Source organism: Flavobacterium agri (genome assembly GCF_013401995.1).
Classification (GTDB): domain Bacteria; phylum Bacteroidota; class Bacteroidia; order Flavobacteriales; family Flavobacteriaceae; genus Flavobacterium; species Flavobacterium agri.
In genome coordinates this window covers 303,308-320,228 of sequence record NZ_JACBJI010000003.1, presented here as the reverse complement: position 1 = coordinate 320,228, position 16,921 = coordinate 303,308, and the positions used below count along the sequence as shown (strand labels likewise).

Genomic DNA, 16,921 nt, shown 5'->3' with positions numbered 1-16,921 from the left:
ATCCTTATGTTTACGCCCGAAAAACGGCTTTCTACCCATTAGTCACTTCGGTTTGAGAATAGAACAACTGACCTTTACACGATTTATTGCGGCGATGTCCATAGTGATATTTCATTACGGCAAAGGCAGCTTTTTGATTGACAACGAATACGTTTCGTTCATTTTCCGGCAGGCGAATGTTGGCGTAAGTTACTTTTTTATCCTGTCGGGATTCGTGATGATCGTGGCTTACGGAAATAAAGGCCCCGTTAGCTTTGCCGACTACCTCAGGAATCGGCTCGCGCGAATTTACCCCGTATACTTACTTGCGCTTTTTTTGACTTTCGGGATCGAACTATTAAAAAACAAAGTCGTTATCGGAAATTACGTGCTGAACTTGCTCATGCTCCAATCCTGGGTTCCGGCCAAAGCGCTGACCACGAACGGGCCTGGTTGGTCGTTATCGGTCGAATTGTTTTTTTACGCGTTGTTGCCGCTATTGATGAACCGCGTATTTTCAAAGACCAAGCTCAAATTCAATGCATTCTGGATTGTTGGATTCTGGTTGGCCAGTCAGATCTTGTTCCATTTGATTGTTTACGAAAAACTTAGCGTTCCTTTATACCGTAAGTCGGACATTTTGTTCAATCCGATCATGCACCTCAACGAATTCCTGACCGGAAATCTAGCCGGCTTGTTCTTCGTTTCCCGATTGAAAAACGCGCAAAGGAACTGTTTGCCTGCAATTCTAGCCATTTTGTTTGCGCTGGTTGTTTTGTTGAAATTCCCAACGGGAATCGATTTCCACAACGGTTTCCTGGCCGTCCTATTCGTTCCATTGATCGTGTTCATAGCAATTAGCAACGATTTGGTTACCAGAACGATAAGCGGTAAAAATTTTGTGTTTTTGGGCGAAATCAGTTTTGGAATCTATATACTGCAAAGTCCGGTCATGAAAATCTTCACGATAGTCGAACACCAGCTCGGGCTGCAAAAACACGTCGATTTTACGGTTTTGTTACTGGTCCGGGTTACCGTCTTGATTGCGATAGCTGCAGTGAGCTACCTTTATTTTGAAAAACCGCTGCGCAACAAGATCAAAAACGCTGGTAAAATACAGGTCTTGACGTCAACTAAATTGCCGACCTGAAACGTACTGCGAAATCGCGCCGTCGAAATCGTAGCTTCCCGAAACAAACGCGCTTTTGATCGGCAGGTAAAATAAATTTTCGAGCTTGCGCCCTTTCAGTCGAACGTAGTCTTTTTCTGTTGTGACGATTGGGTTTCCGTTGGCTTTTTTGACGATTTCGGATATTTCCGATTCCGAAAAATGATGATGGTCGGAAAATTCCAAAATAACGTCATCCTTTGACTTTAGATGCTCGAAAAACGGTTTCGGCTTCGCGATTCCGGCAATCAGCACTTTCTTTTTGTTTCGGATTATATCAATGTTGATTTTATCGGTGTCGGAAAACACGAAATCGTCGTAATCGATAAAACTGAAAAACAATTGTTGATGGGATTCCAGACGCATTTTCATCCGAATCGCATTTTGCTGTTGCTGCGACAAATCTTTCGGGCATTTGGTCACGACGATGATATCGGCCCGCTTCGCACCTCGCCTGCTTTCACGCAGATTTCCCGTCGGAAGCAGGAAATCGTCTATATACAATTCGTGAAAAGTCGTCAGCAAAATATAAAATCCGGCTTTGACCTTGCGATGTTGGAAAGCGTCGTCGAGCAGAATGACATCGGGTTTCGCGAGTTCCAGCAGTTTTGTGATGCCGTTCACGCGATCGGCATCGACAGCGACCGCCACTTCGGGAAATTTTCTGTGGAATTGGAATGGTTCGTCTCCCAAAATTTGCGCATCCGAGTTTTCATCGGCCAACACAAAACCTCGTGATTTGCGCTTGTAACCCCGACTTAGCGTCGCCACTTTATAATTGGGAATAAGCAAGCGCAACAGGTATTCTATTTGGGGCGATTTGCCCGTTCCGCCGACACTGAGGTTGCCCACGGCGATCACGGGAACATCGAAAGCGGCCGACTTGAAGATCCCAATATCGTAAAACCAATTGCGCAATCCCGTGATAAGCCCGTAAATCGCGGCAAACGGGAACAGTATTTTGCGGATCAGGATCATGTAGGCAAATATAATTTTTATCTTTGGTTGTAGAACCCAGCCAAAATGAAACTGCGCGTATTTTTAGCCGTCGTCATCCTGCTTTCCGGAAGTATTGGCGTTTTTGCCCAACAGAAGGATTCGTCACGCATTCTCGAAACCATCGTAAAAAACTATTACAAGAACGAGAAAGTCGTGGTCAAAGGCCGACAGCAACTTTTGTTCTTTTATTGCGAAAAGGCCAATAACAACGAGGAGATTTTCGAGGCGGTGCAAGGGTTGAAACTCGCAACTTCTGAGGTGAAACGAATCCGTACGGCGGTCAATTCGGATACGCAGCCCGCGAACTGGCAAGTCGAACTCGAAGCGCTCTATCAAGACGACCAAACCAAGATCCAACAAAAAATAAACGATTGCCTGAGCGTCGAACAATACCAGGAAAAGCGCGCCAAACTCAACCTGAACAACCAAAGGCTCATGATCGTGAGCAAACCCGTACTGTTCGAAAACAATACGAAAGCCCTCGTCAAAGTCACGTTTTACCGTACGATCGAGCACAATAACGGAAGCGTGCTGCTCATGCAAAAAACCGATTCGGGCTGGATCATCAAAGACTTTTTAAATTCCTGGTCGACCTGACATGAAAATAAGAAATATACTGGCCATACTCGATGAGATGGCGCCATTGGCTTATGCCGAAGATTTTGACAACGTCGGACTGCTCGTGGGCGATGCCGATATAGAAGCCACGGGAATCCTCGTTTGCCACGACGCTTTGGAAACGGTGATCGACGAGGCGATTTCTAAAAATTGTAATCTTGTAGTATGCTTCCATCCGATCTTGTTTTCGGGATTGAAGAAGATTACGGGCGCGAATTACGTCGAAAGGTCAATACTCAAAGCGATCAAAAACGACATCGCGATCTATGCGGTGCACACGGCTTTGGACAACCACAAAAACGGCGTGAACAAGATTTTCTGCGATGCGCTCGGATTGGTGAATACGAAGATTTTGGTTCCGAAGAAGGACTTTATCCACAAACTCGTGACATTCGCCCCGACCTCAAACGCCGATTCGGTTCGCCAAGCGTTGTTCGATGCCGGAGCCGGAAAAATCGGGAACTACGAGAACTGCAGCTTCAATTCGAATGGCATCGGAACGTATCAGGGCAACGAAGACAGCAATCCCAAAATCGGGCAAAAGCACGAATTCGTAAGCGCCGACGAAACCAAAATCGAGGTGACTTTCGAAAAGCATCTGCAATCGAAAATCCTAAAAGCGCTTTTCGGTTCGCATCCTTACGAAGAAGTCGCGTATGAAATTTACGAACTTAAAAACGAGCACCAGAATATCGGTTTGGGCATGATCGGCGAGCTTGAGACGGCGAGAACCGAACGCGAATTCCTGCAATTGGTGTCCGATGCGATGCAGGCGGAAGGCATCCGACATTCGGAATATCGAAATAAAAATGTGAAAAAAGTTGCCGTTTTGGGCGGTTCGGGAAGTTTTGCGATTTCGGCCGCAAAACGCGCAGGTGCAGACGCTTTCGTGACTTCGGACCTCAAATACCATCAGTTTTACGAGGCCGAAAACCGATTGCTTTTGCTCGACATCGGCCACTTTGAAAGCGAGCGTTTTACAAAAAATTACATGCTTGATTTTCTTAAGGAAAAAATCCCTAATTTTGCAATCATTTTATCCGAAGTTAATACCAATCCCGTTAAGTATTTTTAAATATGGCTACATCCGTGAAAGAATTGAGTGTTGAAGACAAGTTGAGAGCATTGTACGATTTGCAGTTGATCGATACCCGTATCGATGAGATCCGCAACGTACGTGGCGAATTGCCGCTCGAAGTGGAAGACCTCGAGGATGAAGTTACCGGTTTGAGCACACGTCTTGACAAATTCAAAAGCGAGCTTGAAGTGATCGAGGACAGCATCAAGAGTCGCAAGACCGCTATCGAGGATCACAAAGAAGCCATCAAGAAATACACCAAGCAGCAGGAAACCGTGCGCAACAATCGCGAATTCAACGCATTGACCAAAGAAGTTGAGTTCCAGGAATTGGAAATCCAGTTGGCCGAGAAGCAAATCAAGGAAATGAAGGCTTCCATCGAACACAAAAAAGAGGTGATTTCACAATCTAAAGAGAAACTCGAGACAAAATCGTCTCACTTGAAGCATAAGAAGTCGGAGCTTGAGGACATCATGGCCGAGACTGCCAAGGAAGAAGGCTTCCTTGCCGAAAAATCTGCAGAATACAGAGCGCAGATCGAAGATCGTTTGCTTATGGCTTACGACCGCATCCGCACGAGTGTACGCAACGGTTTGGCTGTAGTGTCGATCGAGCGTGGCGCATCTGCCGGTTCTTTCTTTACGATTCCGCCTCAAACGCAGGTAGAAATCGCGGCCCGCAAGAAAATCATCACAGACGAGCATTCAGGACGAATCCTTATCGACAATGTGCTTGCCGCCGAAGAACGCGAAAAAATGGACCAACTCTTTTCGGAGTTCAAACACTAAAATACAAGCCCCGTGATTGGGGCTTTTTTTATGCAAAAAATCAGGTATTTCATACTTACCAAATCGATCGGGTTGTACGTCAACTTGCTTAGTTTCCTTCTTCCGAAGAAAGGCAAAGAAGTCGTGTACTATTTTTTCAGCAAACCGCGCGATGGGAAACTCAGGCACGATGCGTTGCCCGAACTGCTGGCCAAGACTCACCGCGAAACGATTTCATTAAACGGAGATACGATCCAAACCTATACCTGGAAAGGAAACGGAGCCGTGATTTTGCTCGCCCACGGTTGGGACAGCAATTCGTGGCGTTGGGAAAAACTGTTGCCGTTCCTTCAAGCGTCGGGAAGTACGATCGTGGCTCTGGACGCGCCCGACCACGGTTTGTCGCAAGGGAGTTTCAGTCTTCCGAAATACGCGGCTTTCATCAATGCGGCAGCCGAAAAATTCAAGCCTGATTATTTGATCGGCCACTCGATCGGCGGATCGGCGAGTTTGTACTATCAGCATTTGTACCAGAATCCTAAGCTGCGCAAACTCGTAATGTTGGGCTCTCCGGCCGAACTCAATCCGATCATCGACAATTATGACGGACTGCTTGGCCTTACGCGTAAATCGCGTGAGTTGCTCAATCAGTATTTTATGGAGCACTTCAATTTCCATCCCGATAATTACACGGCCAGGATTTTCGGCAAAACGCTGAATCTCGACGGTCTTGTCGCGCACGACACCGAAGATGACGTGGTGAGGTTTACCGAAATGGAAAAGATTTCGGATGCGTGGTCTAAAGCCAAGGTCATCAAGACATCGGGACTTGGGCACAGTATGCACGGGGACGAATTGTACGGCGAAGTTGCGCGGTTTTTGTTTGAGGATTAGGGATTCCGACGAAGGAGGAATCTAGGGTTTTGGCATGTTTGACTTTGACCGTTGTTTGATTCCGACGAAGGAGGAATCTAAGTTTGTCTATATTGGATGAGATTCCTCCTTCGTCGGAATCTCCAAAAATTCCAATTCCGGGTTCATTGAATAAATCAGTTCCATTTTTTTCGAACGCCTCCAACCTTTTATCTCGGTTTTCCTCCGCTCGGCCTCCCTCGCATCAATACATCGTTGATAAAAAAGCAAATAACAAACTTTATATTTTGATGTAAACGTCCTGACATTCATGATGATTTGTTTTCGATGTAAATCCATCTGACTATCCAAATCATCAGTACAGTTAGTGTAAAGTACTGTCTTTCTTTTATTGGTAGCTATGTAAACAAAATGAGGATTTTGTGCAGTTTTCATAAATGAGGATTTAAGCTTAGACTCCTCCTTCGTCGGAGTCTCCCAAAATTCTCAAATCCATCAAACCATCAATTACAGGAAAACTGTATTATTTCTTAAATCTTCACCAACCGCCTCACTCCTACATTTTTCCCATCCTCGACTTTCACAAAGTAAATTCCGGCGGACAAAAACGCGATATCCACATCCGTTTTGTCCGATCTTACCACGGTTTGCCCTATCGAATTCACGATTTCGACTTTCGCGTTTGCTGAAAAATTACCCGAAATCTGAATGGTACTTTTTGACGGATTTGGTGAAACCACGAACTTCAATCCTTCAAATTTCGTCACGGACAAGGCATTGACCGCTTCGATTGCCGCCTGCATATCGGGAATCGGACCGATATGTCCACCAGAACCTTGAGCGATTCCGGTATCGATCAGCAATTGGCGCATTTCATCAGGCGACAAGAATTCGCCGGTCAGATCATGATAGTACGATTGCAGCACAACTGCACACGAGGCCACTATCGGCGTAGCCGAGCTCGTCCCCGAAAACGTGCAGTAACGTTGGTTGAAATCGCCGCCAATAGCCGAAAAATTGCCGTAACCCGTCGAACGTACGTCATTGGCCCAACCTTGAAGGTTTACACGACTTCCGTAAGTGCTGTACGAAATTTTGTCGTGCTGTAAGTCCGATGAACCGGCTCCAACTATGATCGCGCCGCTGTCGCCTCTGTCCATATAGGGTTGATAGGCCGCCGAATCCAAATTGGCATTCCCGTTTCCGGCAGCCGCCACGACAAGGATTCCCGATTGGGTCGCGGCCTGGGTCAAATCCCAGACCAATTGGCTGTATTCAGCCGGAACGAACTGGTCGTTGATTCCGTATTCCTGCATTTCGAGAATGATGATGTCTCCGGCAACCGAAACTTCGATGGCATCGGCTATGGCGGCCGACGGATTGTAACCCGCAGTCGTCCATTCCGGAAACTGTATCATTTCGGAAATGCCATGCGCCATTCCGGTCACGCCATACGATCCGTCATTGCCTGCGACAATACCGAAAACCGCCGTCCCGTGTTCGGAATAATCTTGGGAAACACCGGCGTTGAGCACGGCTCCGGGCTGCATGAAAACACCCGGATTGTCGTTGAATTCCTCGTGGTTTTTATTGAATCCGTACTCGACGTCGCGTATACGCATACCGTTTCCGGTCAAACCCAGATTCCATGCGAATTGCATGTTCACTCCCGGATTGGTCTGGATGTACCCTTGTTGCGAAAAATAATTGGGCGTTGTCGGCGCGATATCGGCTGGCGGCGGAACGGGTTTCAGGCAAACCAATTCACAATACGCAACGTTCGGCAACATTTCCAATCTTGCGGCCAAATTGAGCAAAAAAGCATTGGTCGAATCGGCCGTAATCACTTCGAAAACATGGCGTAAACGGTTTGCGGCATTGCCACCGTCCGAAGCATTTCGCGAGAGTGCGTCCAATTTCGCATCCGAAACCAACGCCTTGCGTTCCAAAGCGAATCCGAATTCGGTTTGGAGATGCGACACGTCGTGGTTGTCATCGGTGAAAACCACATACAATTCGTGAACAGAATGATCATCGGAAATATGGAATTGCCCTTTTCGGGTTTGGGAAAATCCGAAGCAAAAGCAAAAAGCCGTAAAAAGGAGTAACAGTTTATTCATAGTCAGCAGGTTGTATTCCAAAAATAGCAATATTCACCAACATTATGTGAAAGCCGCATACGAAGTTGATTTTGAGTGCTTACCTTTGCCGCATGGAAGAAAACGTTAAACGCCTCAACAAATTCATTGGGGAAACCGGGCATTGCTCACGTCGGGAAGCCGATGAGATCATCGAAGCCGGACGCGTCTCGGTAAACGGGAAACCGGCCGAATTGGGCATGAAAGTGAGCCCTTCGGACGAAATCAGGATCGACGGCAAACTCATTGTCGAAAAAACAGGCAAGTTCACGTATCTCGCGCTCAACAAGCCGCCTGGGATCGAGTGTACGACCAACACCGACGTGCGCGACAACATCATCGATTTTCTTAATTTCCCGAAACGCATCTTCCCTATCGGACGTCTCGACAAAGCCAGTGAAGGCTTGATTTTCCTGACCGACGACGGCGATATCGTCAACAAGATATTGCGTGCGAGGAACAACCACGAAAAAGAATACGAGGTCATCGTCGACAAGCCGGTCACCGATCGCTTCATCGACAGAATGGGCAACGGCATCCCGATTCTGGATACCGTCACGCGCAAATGCTTCGTCGAAAAGACTGGAAAGGATTCGTTCCGCATCATTTTGACGCAAGGTTTGAACCGACAAATCCGTCGCATGTGCGAATATCTGGGTTATGAGGTCGTGAAATTGAAACGCGTGCGCATCATCAACATCAAGCTCGACTTGCCGCTTGGACGCCATCGCGAATTGACCGAGGACGAAATTTCGCAACTTAGTTTGTTGATCGAACCGTCGAGCAAGACCGAGGAAGCGAGTTTTGAAAAGGACGAATTCCGTTCGCCTGCCCCGAAACGCGATTTCCAGAAAAGGAATTATACGAGAAACGATTCGGAGGCTCCCGATGCCAAAACATCGGACAGGCCAAAGCGCGACTTCCAGAAAAAGGACTTCACCAAAAAAGATTTTACCAAAAGGGATTTCCCGCGAAAGGATTCGGGTGACAAAAACGAAGGCAGAAAAGAGTACGGCAAACGCGATTTCCGCAACAGCGACGATTCGCAAAGACCCGACAGTTTCAAGCCGTCTCCGAAACGCAATATAGAAGTCATCAAGAAAGACGATCCGCGTTATCGCAAAGAAGGCGAATTTTAATACAATTTCCGCATCGCTTTTGGCGTTCATGAAGAAACCAAACCAATTTTCATGAGCACAAAAAAAATAATCATCGTAGGCGGAATTGCCGTCTTCGCACTTTTAGGACTGGGCTTTTTCGGACTTGTGTCGTTTACCGAAAAAATCGCCAACAGCCGCGACTGCGAATCGTTCAACGTCGATCATATCGAGGTACGCGCCAAAGTCAACATTCCGCCGGTTTTGGATGCCGATTGCAATTATGACGCGGACAAAAAGCGAAAGACGACCGTTTTTATCCTCAATAAACAAGTATTCGATATCGTCGAATATTCGCGATTGCACGATTTCAAAAAAACGGATTCGATTCCTGCCAATTTCCGCGATTTCGACGCCGACGGGATTTCGGCACTCAAAAATCCGAAACTGTTCCTGCGAGAAGGCAAAACCCAAACCAATTCGTACAGCATGCTGCTAGATACGCAAAGCGGAAAACTTTGGGTAGATTTGCGTTACTTTTACGACGAGAACCCAATCCGATGAAATTATTTTACGCTTTGCTTTTGTGTTTCGGCACTTTGTTTTCCCAAAAAGAACCTCCCGTAGTCACCGAATCGTTCAAGCTCATCAACGACCTCAACAAGGCCGAGAACAAACCTGCGATTTACATGTGCCGCGACGTCAATAACTTTTGGGGCGATTACCTTACCGAACCCAAAACCGAGAGCGAGTTCGAAAAGCAGAAATTCCAGAAGCGCCTCGACACGATTTCGAAATACATCGGCGGAAACGTCACTCTTTGGAAAAAAAGCCTGCTGCATATAGAAACGTGGCAACCGCGTGTGAAAGCGGCCGAATATGTCAATTACCGAGAATTGGATATAGACGCGTTCTACAAAAACCACAACCGTACCGGCGTTTATTTGTATTCGCCTCCACTTTTCAGCAACGACCGCACCAAAGCGTTGATTTATGTTTGGTATCTCACCGGACGCAGCGTCATCCTTGACAATTATTACTATTGCGAAAAAGCCGACGGTGTCTGGGCACGCAAAAGTATCGTCTTGATCGGAGGTTTCAACAATTATTGATCAGAACCATCTGCGCTTGCGGAACAGCAATACGCCGAATGTCGAGAAAAGTAGCGAAATCCCTATGATGATCCACAATCCGAAGCGGTTTTCCTGCAAACTGTTGGGCACGTTCATGCCGTAGAAACTCGCTATCACTGTCGGAATCATTAAAATGATCGAAATCGAGGTCATCTGCTTCATGATGTTGTTCATGTTGTTGGATATGACCGAAGCGTAGGCATCCATCGTTCCGGTTAAGATATCCGAATAGATGTTCGTGGTTTCCTGCGCCTGACGCAATTCGATTTCGACGTCTTCCAGGAGTTCGGCATCGTAATTCTCGCGCTGGCTGCGGATGTTCTTCAGTCTGTGCAGCAAAATATCGTTGCCTTTGAGCGAAGTCATGAAGTAAACGAGACATTTCTCGATTTGCAAAAGTGCTTGCAATTCTTCGTTCTTGATCGATTTTTCGAGGTTGTCCTCGGCGAGTTTAATTTTTTGGTTGACTTGTTTGAGGTATTTGAGATACCACACGGACGACGACAGCAACAGCTTCAGAACCAAGTCGAAATTATCGGAAATGTCGATTTTCTTGCGGCGTGAATAGGTCACGAAATCGTCGAGCATCTCGGTTTTCTTGAAACTGATGGTCACGCGTATGTCGTCTTTGAATACCATTCCGAGCGGAACGGTATAGAATGGCAATTTCGCGTCGTCGCTTTTTAACGGAATACGCATGATGATAAGCCACCAGCCGTTTTCGATTTCTATGCGCGGACGTTCGTCAAAGTCTTTGATGTCGTTGTAAAAAGACTCGGGAACGCCTAAATCTTCGAGAAGGAATTTCTTGTCGGCTTTGTCGGGCGTTTCAACGTTTACCCAACAGTTCGGATGCCAATCGTTTACGGCCACAAGACCGTTTTGGTTTTGGTAGAAGGTTTTCATTTTTGCACGGCTTTATCCCGAAGCCGCGCAGAGAGCGGTTTCAGGAGAAGTTCAACAATTTGGGATCATCGTCCATTTAAGGATTTTCTTCTGTTTTGCGCCGCGAAAGTAGGGTTTTAATTTGGTTTGGTTGGCGTTTTGGGAGTTTTTTACGAATAGAGATGGATTGGTTGGTTTGGGTTAAGGAGAATGGGATGGGGAGAAATTTAAGATTTGGTACAGTTTTTCTGTACTGGGATGGTTTGAAACTGCGTTAACTTGAGGGTGGGTGGTGGTGGCAATTTTTACCCAGAAAGATTTCAAATGTTTTTTTCAGAATGCCTTTCTCAACGCTTTCATTGATGAGTTGCTCGGCATATTTCCAGATGGATTCCGAACCGTTCGCAATCACTTTTTTCTTCTCGTAAACTTTTTCGTAAGGAACATTGAATTCCACCCAAGTACCTCCATTGTTCGACGTGTTTTGAAGCAAAGGTTCCAGCCTGTCCATCGACCTTGCGAACTTCGCTTCATCGGTTTCGCAGTCTTCGAATTCTTTCCAGATCGAGATGAATTCCTGCGCTTGTTCCGATGGCAAAAGCCCGAAAATTCTTTGTGCGGCAAGCATTTCCTCATCCGTATTCACATGATTTTTCACAGAATCGTAAATGAATGTATCGCCAGCGTCAATCTCGACTATGTCGTGGATCAACACCATTTTGAGCACTTTGAGCACATCGATAGGCTTGTTCGAATGCTCGGCCAAAACGATGGTCATCACCGCCAAATGCCAGCTGTGCTCGGCATCGTTCTCGCATCGGTCGCTGTTGAGCAGTTTGGTTTTGCGCAGGATGTATTTGAGTTTGTCCATTTCTTTGATGAAGACGATCTGTTGAAGCAATTTTTCCATAAGCGTGAATTAAAATGAAGCCACGAATTCCACGAATTGTCACTAATTATTTGTGGAAAATTCGTGGAATTCGTGGCTAAAAAATCATATCTATTCGTTATCGCGTCTGCGTTCGCGCGCCAAAAGCGTATTCTTAAGCAACATCGCGATCGTCATCGGCCCGACTCCGCCCGGAACCGGCGTGATGAAAGACGCTTTTTTGCTCACGTTTTCAAAATCGACATCGCCCCTAATGCGATAGCCTTTTTCGGTAGTCTCGTCGTTCACGCGCGTGATACCGACGTCTACGATCACCGCGTCGTCCTTGACCATTTCGGCTTTCAGGTAATTCGGCACGCCGAGAGCGGAAATCACGATATCGGCCTGAGTGGTAATCTGTGCGATATTCTTTGTGTAACTGTGCGTCAACGTCACCGTCGAATTTCCAGGGAAACCTTTTCGTCCCATCAAAATGCTCATCGGACGTCCTACGATATGGCTTCGGCCGATGACCACGGTGTGTTTTCCTTGGGTTTCAACTCCGTAGCGCTCCAAAAGCTCGAGGATGCCGAAAGGAGTCGCCGGTATGAAAGTCGACATATCCAAAGCCATTTTTCCGAAGTTTTCCGGATGGAAACCATCCACGTCTTTTGTCGGATCGATCGCCATAATCACTTTTTGCGTATCGATTTGAGGCGGCAACGGCAATTGCACTATGAAACCGTCAATGTTGTCGTCTTCGTTGAGTTGCTTGATTTTCTTGAGCAGTTCTACTTCCGATGTCGTGCTTGGCATCTTGACCAAAGTCGATTCGAACCCTACTTTTTCGCAGGCTTTCACTTTACTGCCTACATAAGTCAAGCTCGCTCCGTCGTTACCCACGATGACCGCCGCAAGATGTGGCACTTTTTCGCCACGGGCTTTCATTTGGGCGACTTCGGCCGCGATTTCGTTCTTGATGTCGTCTGAAACTTTCTTTCCGTCGAGTAATTGCATTGTATTGTGTTTGATTTTAGAGTTCTTTGAAAAGATTGATAGATTGAGGATTATCGGATATACAGAACATGATCGCATTCATTCGACTTCTGACAATCTGCAAATCTATAATCCAAAAAAAAAGACGCGTTCACACACGTCTTCTATTTTATCTCATCCCGGGCATTCCGCCGCCCATCATCTTCATGAGCTGTTTGCCTCCCGGACCTTGCATCATTTTCATCATCTTGCTCATTTGGTCGAACTGTTTCATAAGTTGGTTGACCTGCTCGATTTTCGTGCCCGAACCTTTTGCGATGCGGTTCTTGCGCTTGACGTCTATGATGGATGGTTTTTTTCTTTCTTTCGGCGTCATCGATTGGATGATCGCTTCGATATGTTTGAACGCGTCGTCTTCGATTTCCACATCTTTCATGGCTTTGGACGCGCCGGGAATCATGCCGATCAAATCTTTCATGTTACCCATTTTCTTGACTTGCTGGATTTGCTGCAAAAAGTCGTCGAACCCGAATTCGTTCTTCGCGATCTTCTTTTGCAATTTGCGTGCTTCCTCTTCGTCGAACTGCTCCTGCGCTCTTTCCACGAGGGAAACCACGTCGCCCATTCCGAGGATACGATCGGCCATACGCGACGGATAGAACACGTCTATGGCCTCCATTTTCTCGCCTGTTCCGACGAATTTGATCGGTTTGTTTACGACCGATTTGATCGAAAGCGCCGCACCGCCTCGCGTATCACCGTCGAGTTTGGTCAGGATGACACCGTCGAAATTCAATCTGTCGTTGAATGCTTTTGCCGTGTTGACCGCATCCTGTCCCGTCATCGAATCGACGACGAACAAGGTTTCCTGCGGATTGATCGCTTTGTGTACGTTCGCGATTTCGGTCATCATTTCCTCATCGACCGCCAAACGGCCCGCCGTATCGACGACCACGACGTTGAAACCGTTCGCTTTGGCATGCTTGATCCCGTTGAGCGCGATTTCTACCGGATTTTTGTTTTCCCTTTCGGAATATACTTCCACTCCAATCTGTCCACCTACAACATGCAACTGATCGATCGCCGCCGGACGATATACGTCACCGGCAATCAAAAGCGGTTTCTTGTTCTTTTTGGTCTTGAGATAGTTCGCGAGTTTTCCGGAGAACGTCGTTTTACCCGAACCTTGAAGACCCGACATCAAAATGACCGTCGGATTCCCGGAAAGGTTGATTCCCGCAACATCTCCACCCATGAGCTCGGTAAGTTCGTCCTTGACGAGTTTCACCATGAGCTGGCCCGGCTGGAGCGTCGTCAATACGTTCTCGCCGATCGCTTTGTCTTTCACGCGAGTGGTGAAATCCTTGGCGATCTTGAAGTTGACGTCGGCATCGAGAAGCGCGCGGCGTACTTCCTTGAGGGTTTCGGCTACGTTGATCTCGGTGATTTTACCGTGTCCTTTGAGTATGTGGAAAGCTTTGTCGAGCTTATCGGATAAATTATCGAACATAATAGTGGAATGAAGTCGCAAATATAAGGCTAATTAGTGTATGAGGCAAGGTGAATAATGGATAGTAAATAGTCGATTGGGAATGGTGAAATGTGAAATGCCATTTGTGAAAAGACACAAGCGGGAGTGCATTGTGAATTTCAAATTACAATGGGATTTTCCATATTCCGACCTCTTGAGATTATTATCTCAAGACTCAAATCCTGAAGTAAACTTTAACAAGATTTCCAGTTTTTCTGTACTTGTCCGGACTGATTTTTTTGTAGGGACGCATTGCCCTTTCCCCTTATCGCAAAGTTCGGATTTCCCAAAATACAATCGATACACGAAATCTGCCGTTTTTGTTAAATCTGGCGAAAGCCCAAGTCCACATATAGCAAAATCCTTAATTGACAAGTTACGAGATTCACATAGTTCAGATTCGAGCATTACACAATCGCTCAACCAAAACACAAATCGTATAAAATTACCCTGAAACCGTGTACGACAAATCATTGATTTACAGGGTAATTTTAGGATTCAACTTTAAAACCTACTGCCATGAAAGCGATACATGCCCTCAGAGCCAGCATCATTATAGCCGTGACCGCACTTATGGTTGCCTGCGGAACGCAATACAGAGGATCGGCCGCCGACCGCACCGGAACCAACGGCGCGACCAACGGAAACGGCAAAGTGCCTTCGGGAACCGCGCACAGCCTGCGAAATCCTTAAACGCAAGCCATAAAAAAACCGATCCTAAGACCGGTTTCTCCCCAAATTATGATAAAGCCCTTGTTTAGAGACAAGTGTTGATGTCGCCTTCGAGATTGAACAACGTGTTGATTTCGTTGAAATTGAGCGCGCGTTTGTATACGCGGACATCGTCTACGAATCCCTGGAAATTCCCGCCGATGAAGTTCGGCGGCATCACGCCCGAAAATTCCGCGGTCGATTCTGCGCGAAGTTCCCCGTCGCGGTACAAACTCAGCATATTTCCGTCCCAAGTCACGACTACATGGTGCCACACTCCTATCTGGCCGAAAAGCTGTCCGTCGATCCAATCCTGATCAACCATTTCGGCACCCGGAGCGATGACTTTAGGCGCACGGATTTCGGAAGCCGGACCTTCGAGCGAAATCTGCAACTGGCTGTTTTGGAACAGGATTTCTGCCGGTCCTTGGAAATTGTTGATTTGACGATTGAACCAAATACTTACCGTGAACGCGTTGTTCTGCAACATATCGTTGTTGACGTTACCTGCCGTCACGACCTGGTTGTCGGCGTTCCCTTGAGTTAAAGAAAGCGCTCCGCTGCCATTGTCATTGCGGTCGTTGACGAATTCGGTTTCACCTATCGCAAGAGAGTTTCCGAGCCCGGTGAGGTCATTCACTTCATTTGCGAAAGTCAGGTATAAGATCAAATCGTCGCGCAACGGCGTATCGTTGTCACAATCACAGTCTGAAATAGCCGAAGCGATCGCCGTATCCAATTCGTCGTTAGAATTTATCGTGATCGTTTGGCCCGATGCGTTTATGGCTGTTATAGGATAATCGATCTCGTACACATCGGTTGCCGTCAGATTGAACAGCGTGAGATAAAATTCCTGGTTATTGTCTATCGTTATCGTCGATGGATTTTGCGAACCCGTATCGTACAAATTGATGTTTATCGGATAATTCAGAGAAAGGCATCCGATGCTTTCAAAACCGAAACAATCGGCGACTTCACTCACCAATTCGTCTTCGTTGTTGACGACGATCTCTTCATAAGAAGCTGTGATCAATGTGATCGGAAAAACGAAATCGACGAATCCTCCCACAGGCGTTTGTTGCAAAATGTCTTCTACCGTCTGATAATCTTCGGGGTCGTCTACCGTAATGATCGCGCCGTTGGTCATCACTTGGACCGGAAGTTTTACACTGAAACAATCGGTACTGTCGATTACATTGTCGATCGAAGTGTTGTTGCCCGTAAGCTGTTGTAGTTTTTGGGTGACGGCCGAAGTTTTGTCGAGAAGCCCGGCGCTCGGATTGTTCTGGTTCTCTTCGTCCTGGCACGAAATCAAAGTGGCCAACCCGATCACGAATACCAGCAGGAAAGGTTTGATAAAATTTTTCATGTGAATTTTTTTTCTTGGTTACAGCCTAAAAACAATCGCGATTGGGAAAACCCTACTCCAAATGCCGTATTTTTAACAGTGAAAAAATCTCTCGCGCTAAAGGTAGGGTAAAACAAGCTTCATCTGTTTTAGATGTCGGATTCAAGTACGTATATGGACAATTGTTCGCTTCAAGGCGTTTGCGAGGAAAACCTTTTCTCGTCGATTTTCAGGCAACAGGCGCGCTCGTTGCGCAATTACCTGCTGTACAAGTTCGGCGATGAGGAAAAAGCCAACGACGTGACCCAAGACGCTTTCGCCAAATTATGGGAAAATTGTGCCGACGTGCCTCAGGAAAAAGCGAAATCCTATCTGTATACCGTCGCGAATAATGCCGCACTCAATAAAATCGCACATAAAAAAGTAGTATTGGCATATGCGCAGAACACGACGGCAAGAGCGGTCACGACCGAAAGTCCTGAGTTTTTATATGAGGAAGAGGAATTCCGCGACCGATTACAACGCGCCATCTCAAATTTAAGCGAAGGACAACGCACGGCTTTTTTGATGAACCGCATCGACGGCAAAAAATACCACGAGATCGCCGAGATATTGGACATTTCGGTCAAAGCGGTAGAAAAAAGAATCAGCGGGGCTTTGGTTTCGCTAAGGAATGAGATAGGATTTGGGAAATAAAGTAAAAAAGAATAGACCAATAGATGATAGACCAAT

Annotated in this window: 17 protein-coding genes and 1 pseudogene; 10 read left to right on the top strand and 8 right to left on the bottom strand. The window is 46.6% G+C overall.

Features of this window, described 5'->3' with window-relative positions; all coding sequences use genetic code 11:
• Positions 1 to 52: 52 nt before the first annotated feature.
• Entirely contained in the window at positions 53 to 1,129 is a 1,077-nt protein-coding gene (locus HZF10_RS08770) for an acyltransferase family protein (protein ID WP_257008558.1), read from the top strand.
• Here the strand turns inward: HZF10_RS08770 and lpxK are convergent.
• Positions 1,109 to 2,125, bottom strand: coding sequence for a tetraacyldisaccharide 4'-kinase (gene lpxK / locus HZF10_RS08765; RefSeq protein WP_176005816.1), 1,017 nt, complete (start codon positions 2,123 to 2,125; stop codon positions 1,109 to 1,111). The two genes, HZF10_RS08770 and lpxK, sit on opposite strands and share 21 nt — an antisense overlap.
• Positions 2,126 to 2,170: 45 nt before the next feature.
• Here lpxK and HZF10_RS08760 point away from each other — a divergent pair, with 45 nt between their 5' ends.
• From HZF10_RS08760 to HZF10_RS08745, 4 genes are read left to right on the top strand one after another with little or no spacing between them, the layout of a single operon-like run.
• The gene (locus HZF10_RS08760) at positions 2,171 to 2,743 is read left to right on the top strand and encodes a hypothetical protein (protein ID WP_176005815.1); all 573 of its coding nucleotides are present in this window, start codon (positions 2,171 to 2,173) and stop codon (positions 2,741 to 2,743) included.
• A 1-nt stretch (position 2,744) separates the two neighbouring features.
• Positions 2,745 to 3,839 carry a Nif3-like dinuclear metal center hexameric protein gene (locus HZF10_RS08755; protein ID WP_176005814.1) on the top strand — a complete coding sequence of 365 codons (1,095 nt, stop codon included), beginning with the start codon at positions 2,745 to 2,747 and terminating at the stop codon, positions 3,837 to 3,839.
• Positions 3,840 to 3,841: 2 nt separating this feature from the next.
• On the top strand, positions 3,842 to 4,630 hold the full coding sequence (locus tag HZF10_RS08750) for a zinc ribbon domain-containing protein (protein WP_176005813.1): 789 nt from the start codon (positions 3,842 to 3,844) through the stop codon (positions 4,628 to 4,630).
• Positions 4,631 to 4,660: 30 nt separating this feature from the next.
• Positions 4,661 to 5,503, top strand: coding sequence for an alpha/beta fold hydrolase (locus tag HZF10_RS08745; protein WP_176005812.1), 843 nt, complete (start codon positions 4,661 to 4,663; stop codon positions 5,501 to 5,503).
• A gap of 87 nt (positions 5,504 to 5,590) precedes the next feature.
• Here the strand turns inward: HZF10_RS08745 and HZF10_RS18170 are convergent, their stop codons facing one another.
• Positions 5,591 to 5,917, bottom strand: a complete 327-nt coding sequence (locus HZF10_RS18170; RefSeq protein ID WP_371315646.1) for a GIY-YIG nuclease family protein — start codon at positions 5,915 to 5,917, stop codon at positions 5,591 to 5,593.
• Between the two features lie 95 nt (positions 5,918 to 6,012).
• Positions 6,013 to 7,602, bottom strand: a complete 1,590-nt coding sequence (locus HZF10_RS08740) for a S8 family peptidase (protein WP_176005811.1) — start codon at positions 7,600 to 7,602, stop codon at positions 6,013 to 6,015.
• Between the two features lie 92 nt (positions 7,603 to 7,694).
• On the opposite strand from HZF10_RS08740, the pseudogene rluF reads away from it, so the two are divergent.
• From rluF to HZF10_RS08725, 3 genes and pseudogenes are all read left to right on the top strand, one after another.
• A pseudogene (gene rluF / locus HZF10_RS08735) lies at positions 7,695 to 8,480 on the top strand (23S rRNA pseudouridine(2604) synthase RluF); the annotation flags it as partial.
• Positions 8,481 to 8,810: 330 nt separating this feature from the next.
• Positions 8,811 to 9,281, top strand: a complete 471-nt coding sequence (locus HZF10_RS08730; RefSeq protein WP_176005809.1) for a hypothetical protein — start codon at positions 8,811 to 8,813, stop codon at positions 9,279 to 9,281.
• Entirely contained in the window at positions 9,278 to 9,829 is a 552-nt protein-coding gene (locus HZF10_RS08725; protein ID WP_176005808.1) for a hypothetical protein, read from the top strand. The genes HZF10_RS08730 and HZF10_RS08725 overlap by 4 nt, the downstream gene beginning before the upstream one ends.
• On the opposite strand, the gene HZF10_RS08720 is transcribed toward HZF10_RS08725, so the two are convergent.
• From HZF10_RS08720 to ffh, 4 genes are all read right to left on the bottom strand, one after another.
• Complete coding sequence (locus HZF10_RS08720) at positions 9,830 to 10,756, bottom strand: magnesium transporter CorA family protein (RefSeq protein ID WP_176005807.1); 927 nt, start codon at positions 10,754 to 10,756, stop codon at positions 9,830 to 9,832.
• A 253-nt stretch (positions 10,757 to 11,009) separates the two neighbouring features.
• Positions 11,010 to 11,645, bottom strand: coding sequence for an HD domain-containing protein (locus HZF10_RS08715; protein ID WP_176005806.1), 636 nt, complete (start codon positions 11,643 to 11,645; stop codon positions 11,010 to 11,012).
• A gap of 90 nt (positions 11,646 to 11,735) precedes the next feature.
• Entirely contained in the window at positions 11,736 to 12,620 is an 885-nt protein-coding gene (locus HZF10_RS08710) for a bifunctional 5,10-methylenetetrahydrofolate dehydrogenase/5,10-methenyltetrahydrofolate cyclohydrolase (RefSeq protein WP_176005805.1), read from the bottom strand.
• 148 nt (positions 12,621 to 12,768) lie between these two features.
• Entirely contained in the window at positions 12,769 to 14,109 is a 1,341-nt protein-coding gene (ffh, locus tag HZF10_RS08705; protein ID WP_176005804.1) for a signal recognition particle protein, read from the bottom strand.
• Positions 14,110 to 14,649: 540 nt separating this feature from the next.
• On the opposite strand from ffh, the gene HZF10_RS08700 reads away from it, so the two are divergent.
• The gene (locus tag HZF10_RS08700; RefSeq protein ID WP_176005803.1) at positions 14,650 to 14,823 is read left to right on the top strand and encodes a hypothetical protein; all 174 of its coding nucleotides are present in this window, start codon (positions 14,650 to 14,652) and stop codon (positions 14,821 to 14,823) included.
• Positions 14,824 to 14,887: 64 nt separating this feature from the next.
• Here the strand turns inward: HZF10_RS08700 and HZF10_RS08695 are convergent, their stop codons facing one another.
• Positions 14,888 to 16,210: a LamG domain-containing protein gene (locus HZF10_RS08695; RefSeq protein ID WP_176005802.1), complete on the bottom strand. Its 1,323-nt coding sequence runs from the start codon at positions 16,208 to 16,210 to the stop codon at positions 14,888 to 14,890.
• Positions 16,211 to 16,342: 132 nt separating this feature from the next.
• On the opposite strand from HZF10_RS08695, the gene HZF10_RS08690 reads away from it, so the two are divergent.
• Positions 16,343 to 16,885 carry an RNA polymerase sigma factor gene (locus tag HZF10_RS08690; protein WP_246282521.1) on the top strand — a complete coding sequence of 181 codons (543 nt, stop codon included), beginning with the start codon at positions 16,343 to 16,345 and terminating at the stop codon, positions 16,883 to 16,885.
• Positions 16,886 to 16,921: the final 36 nt, after the last annotated feature.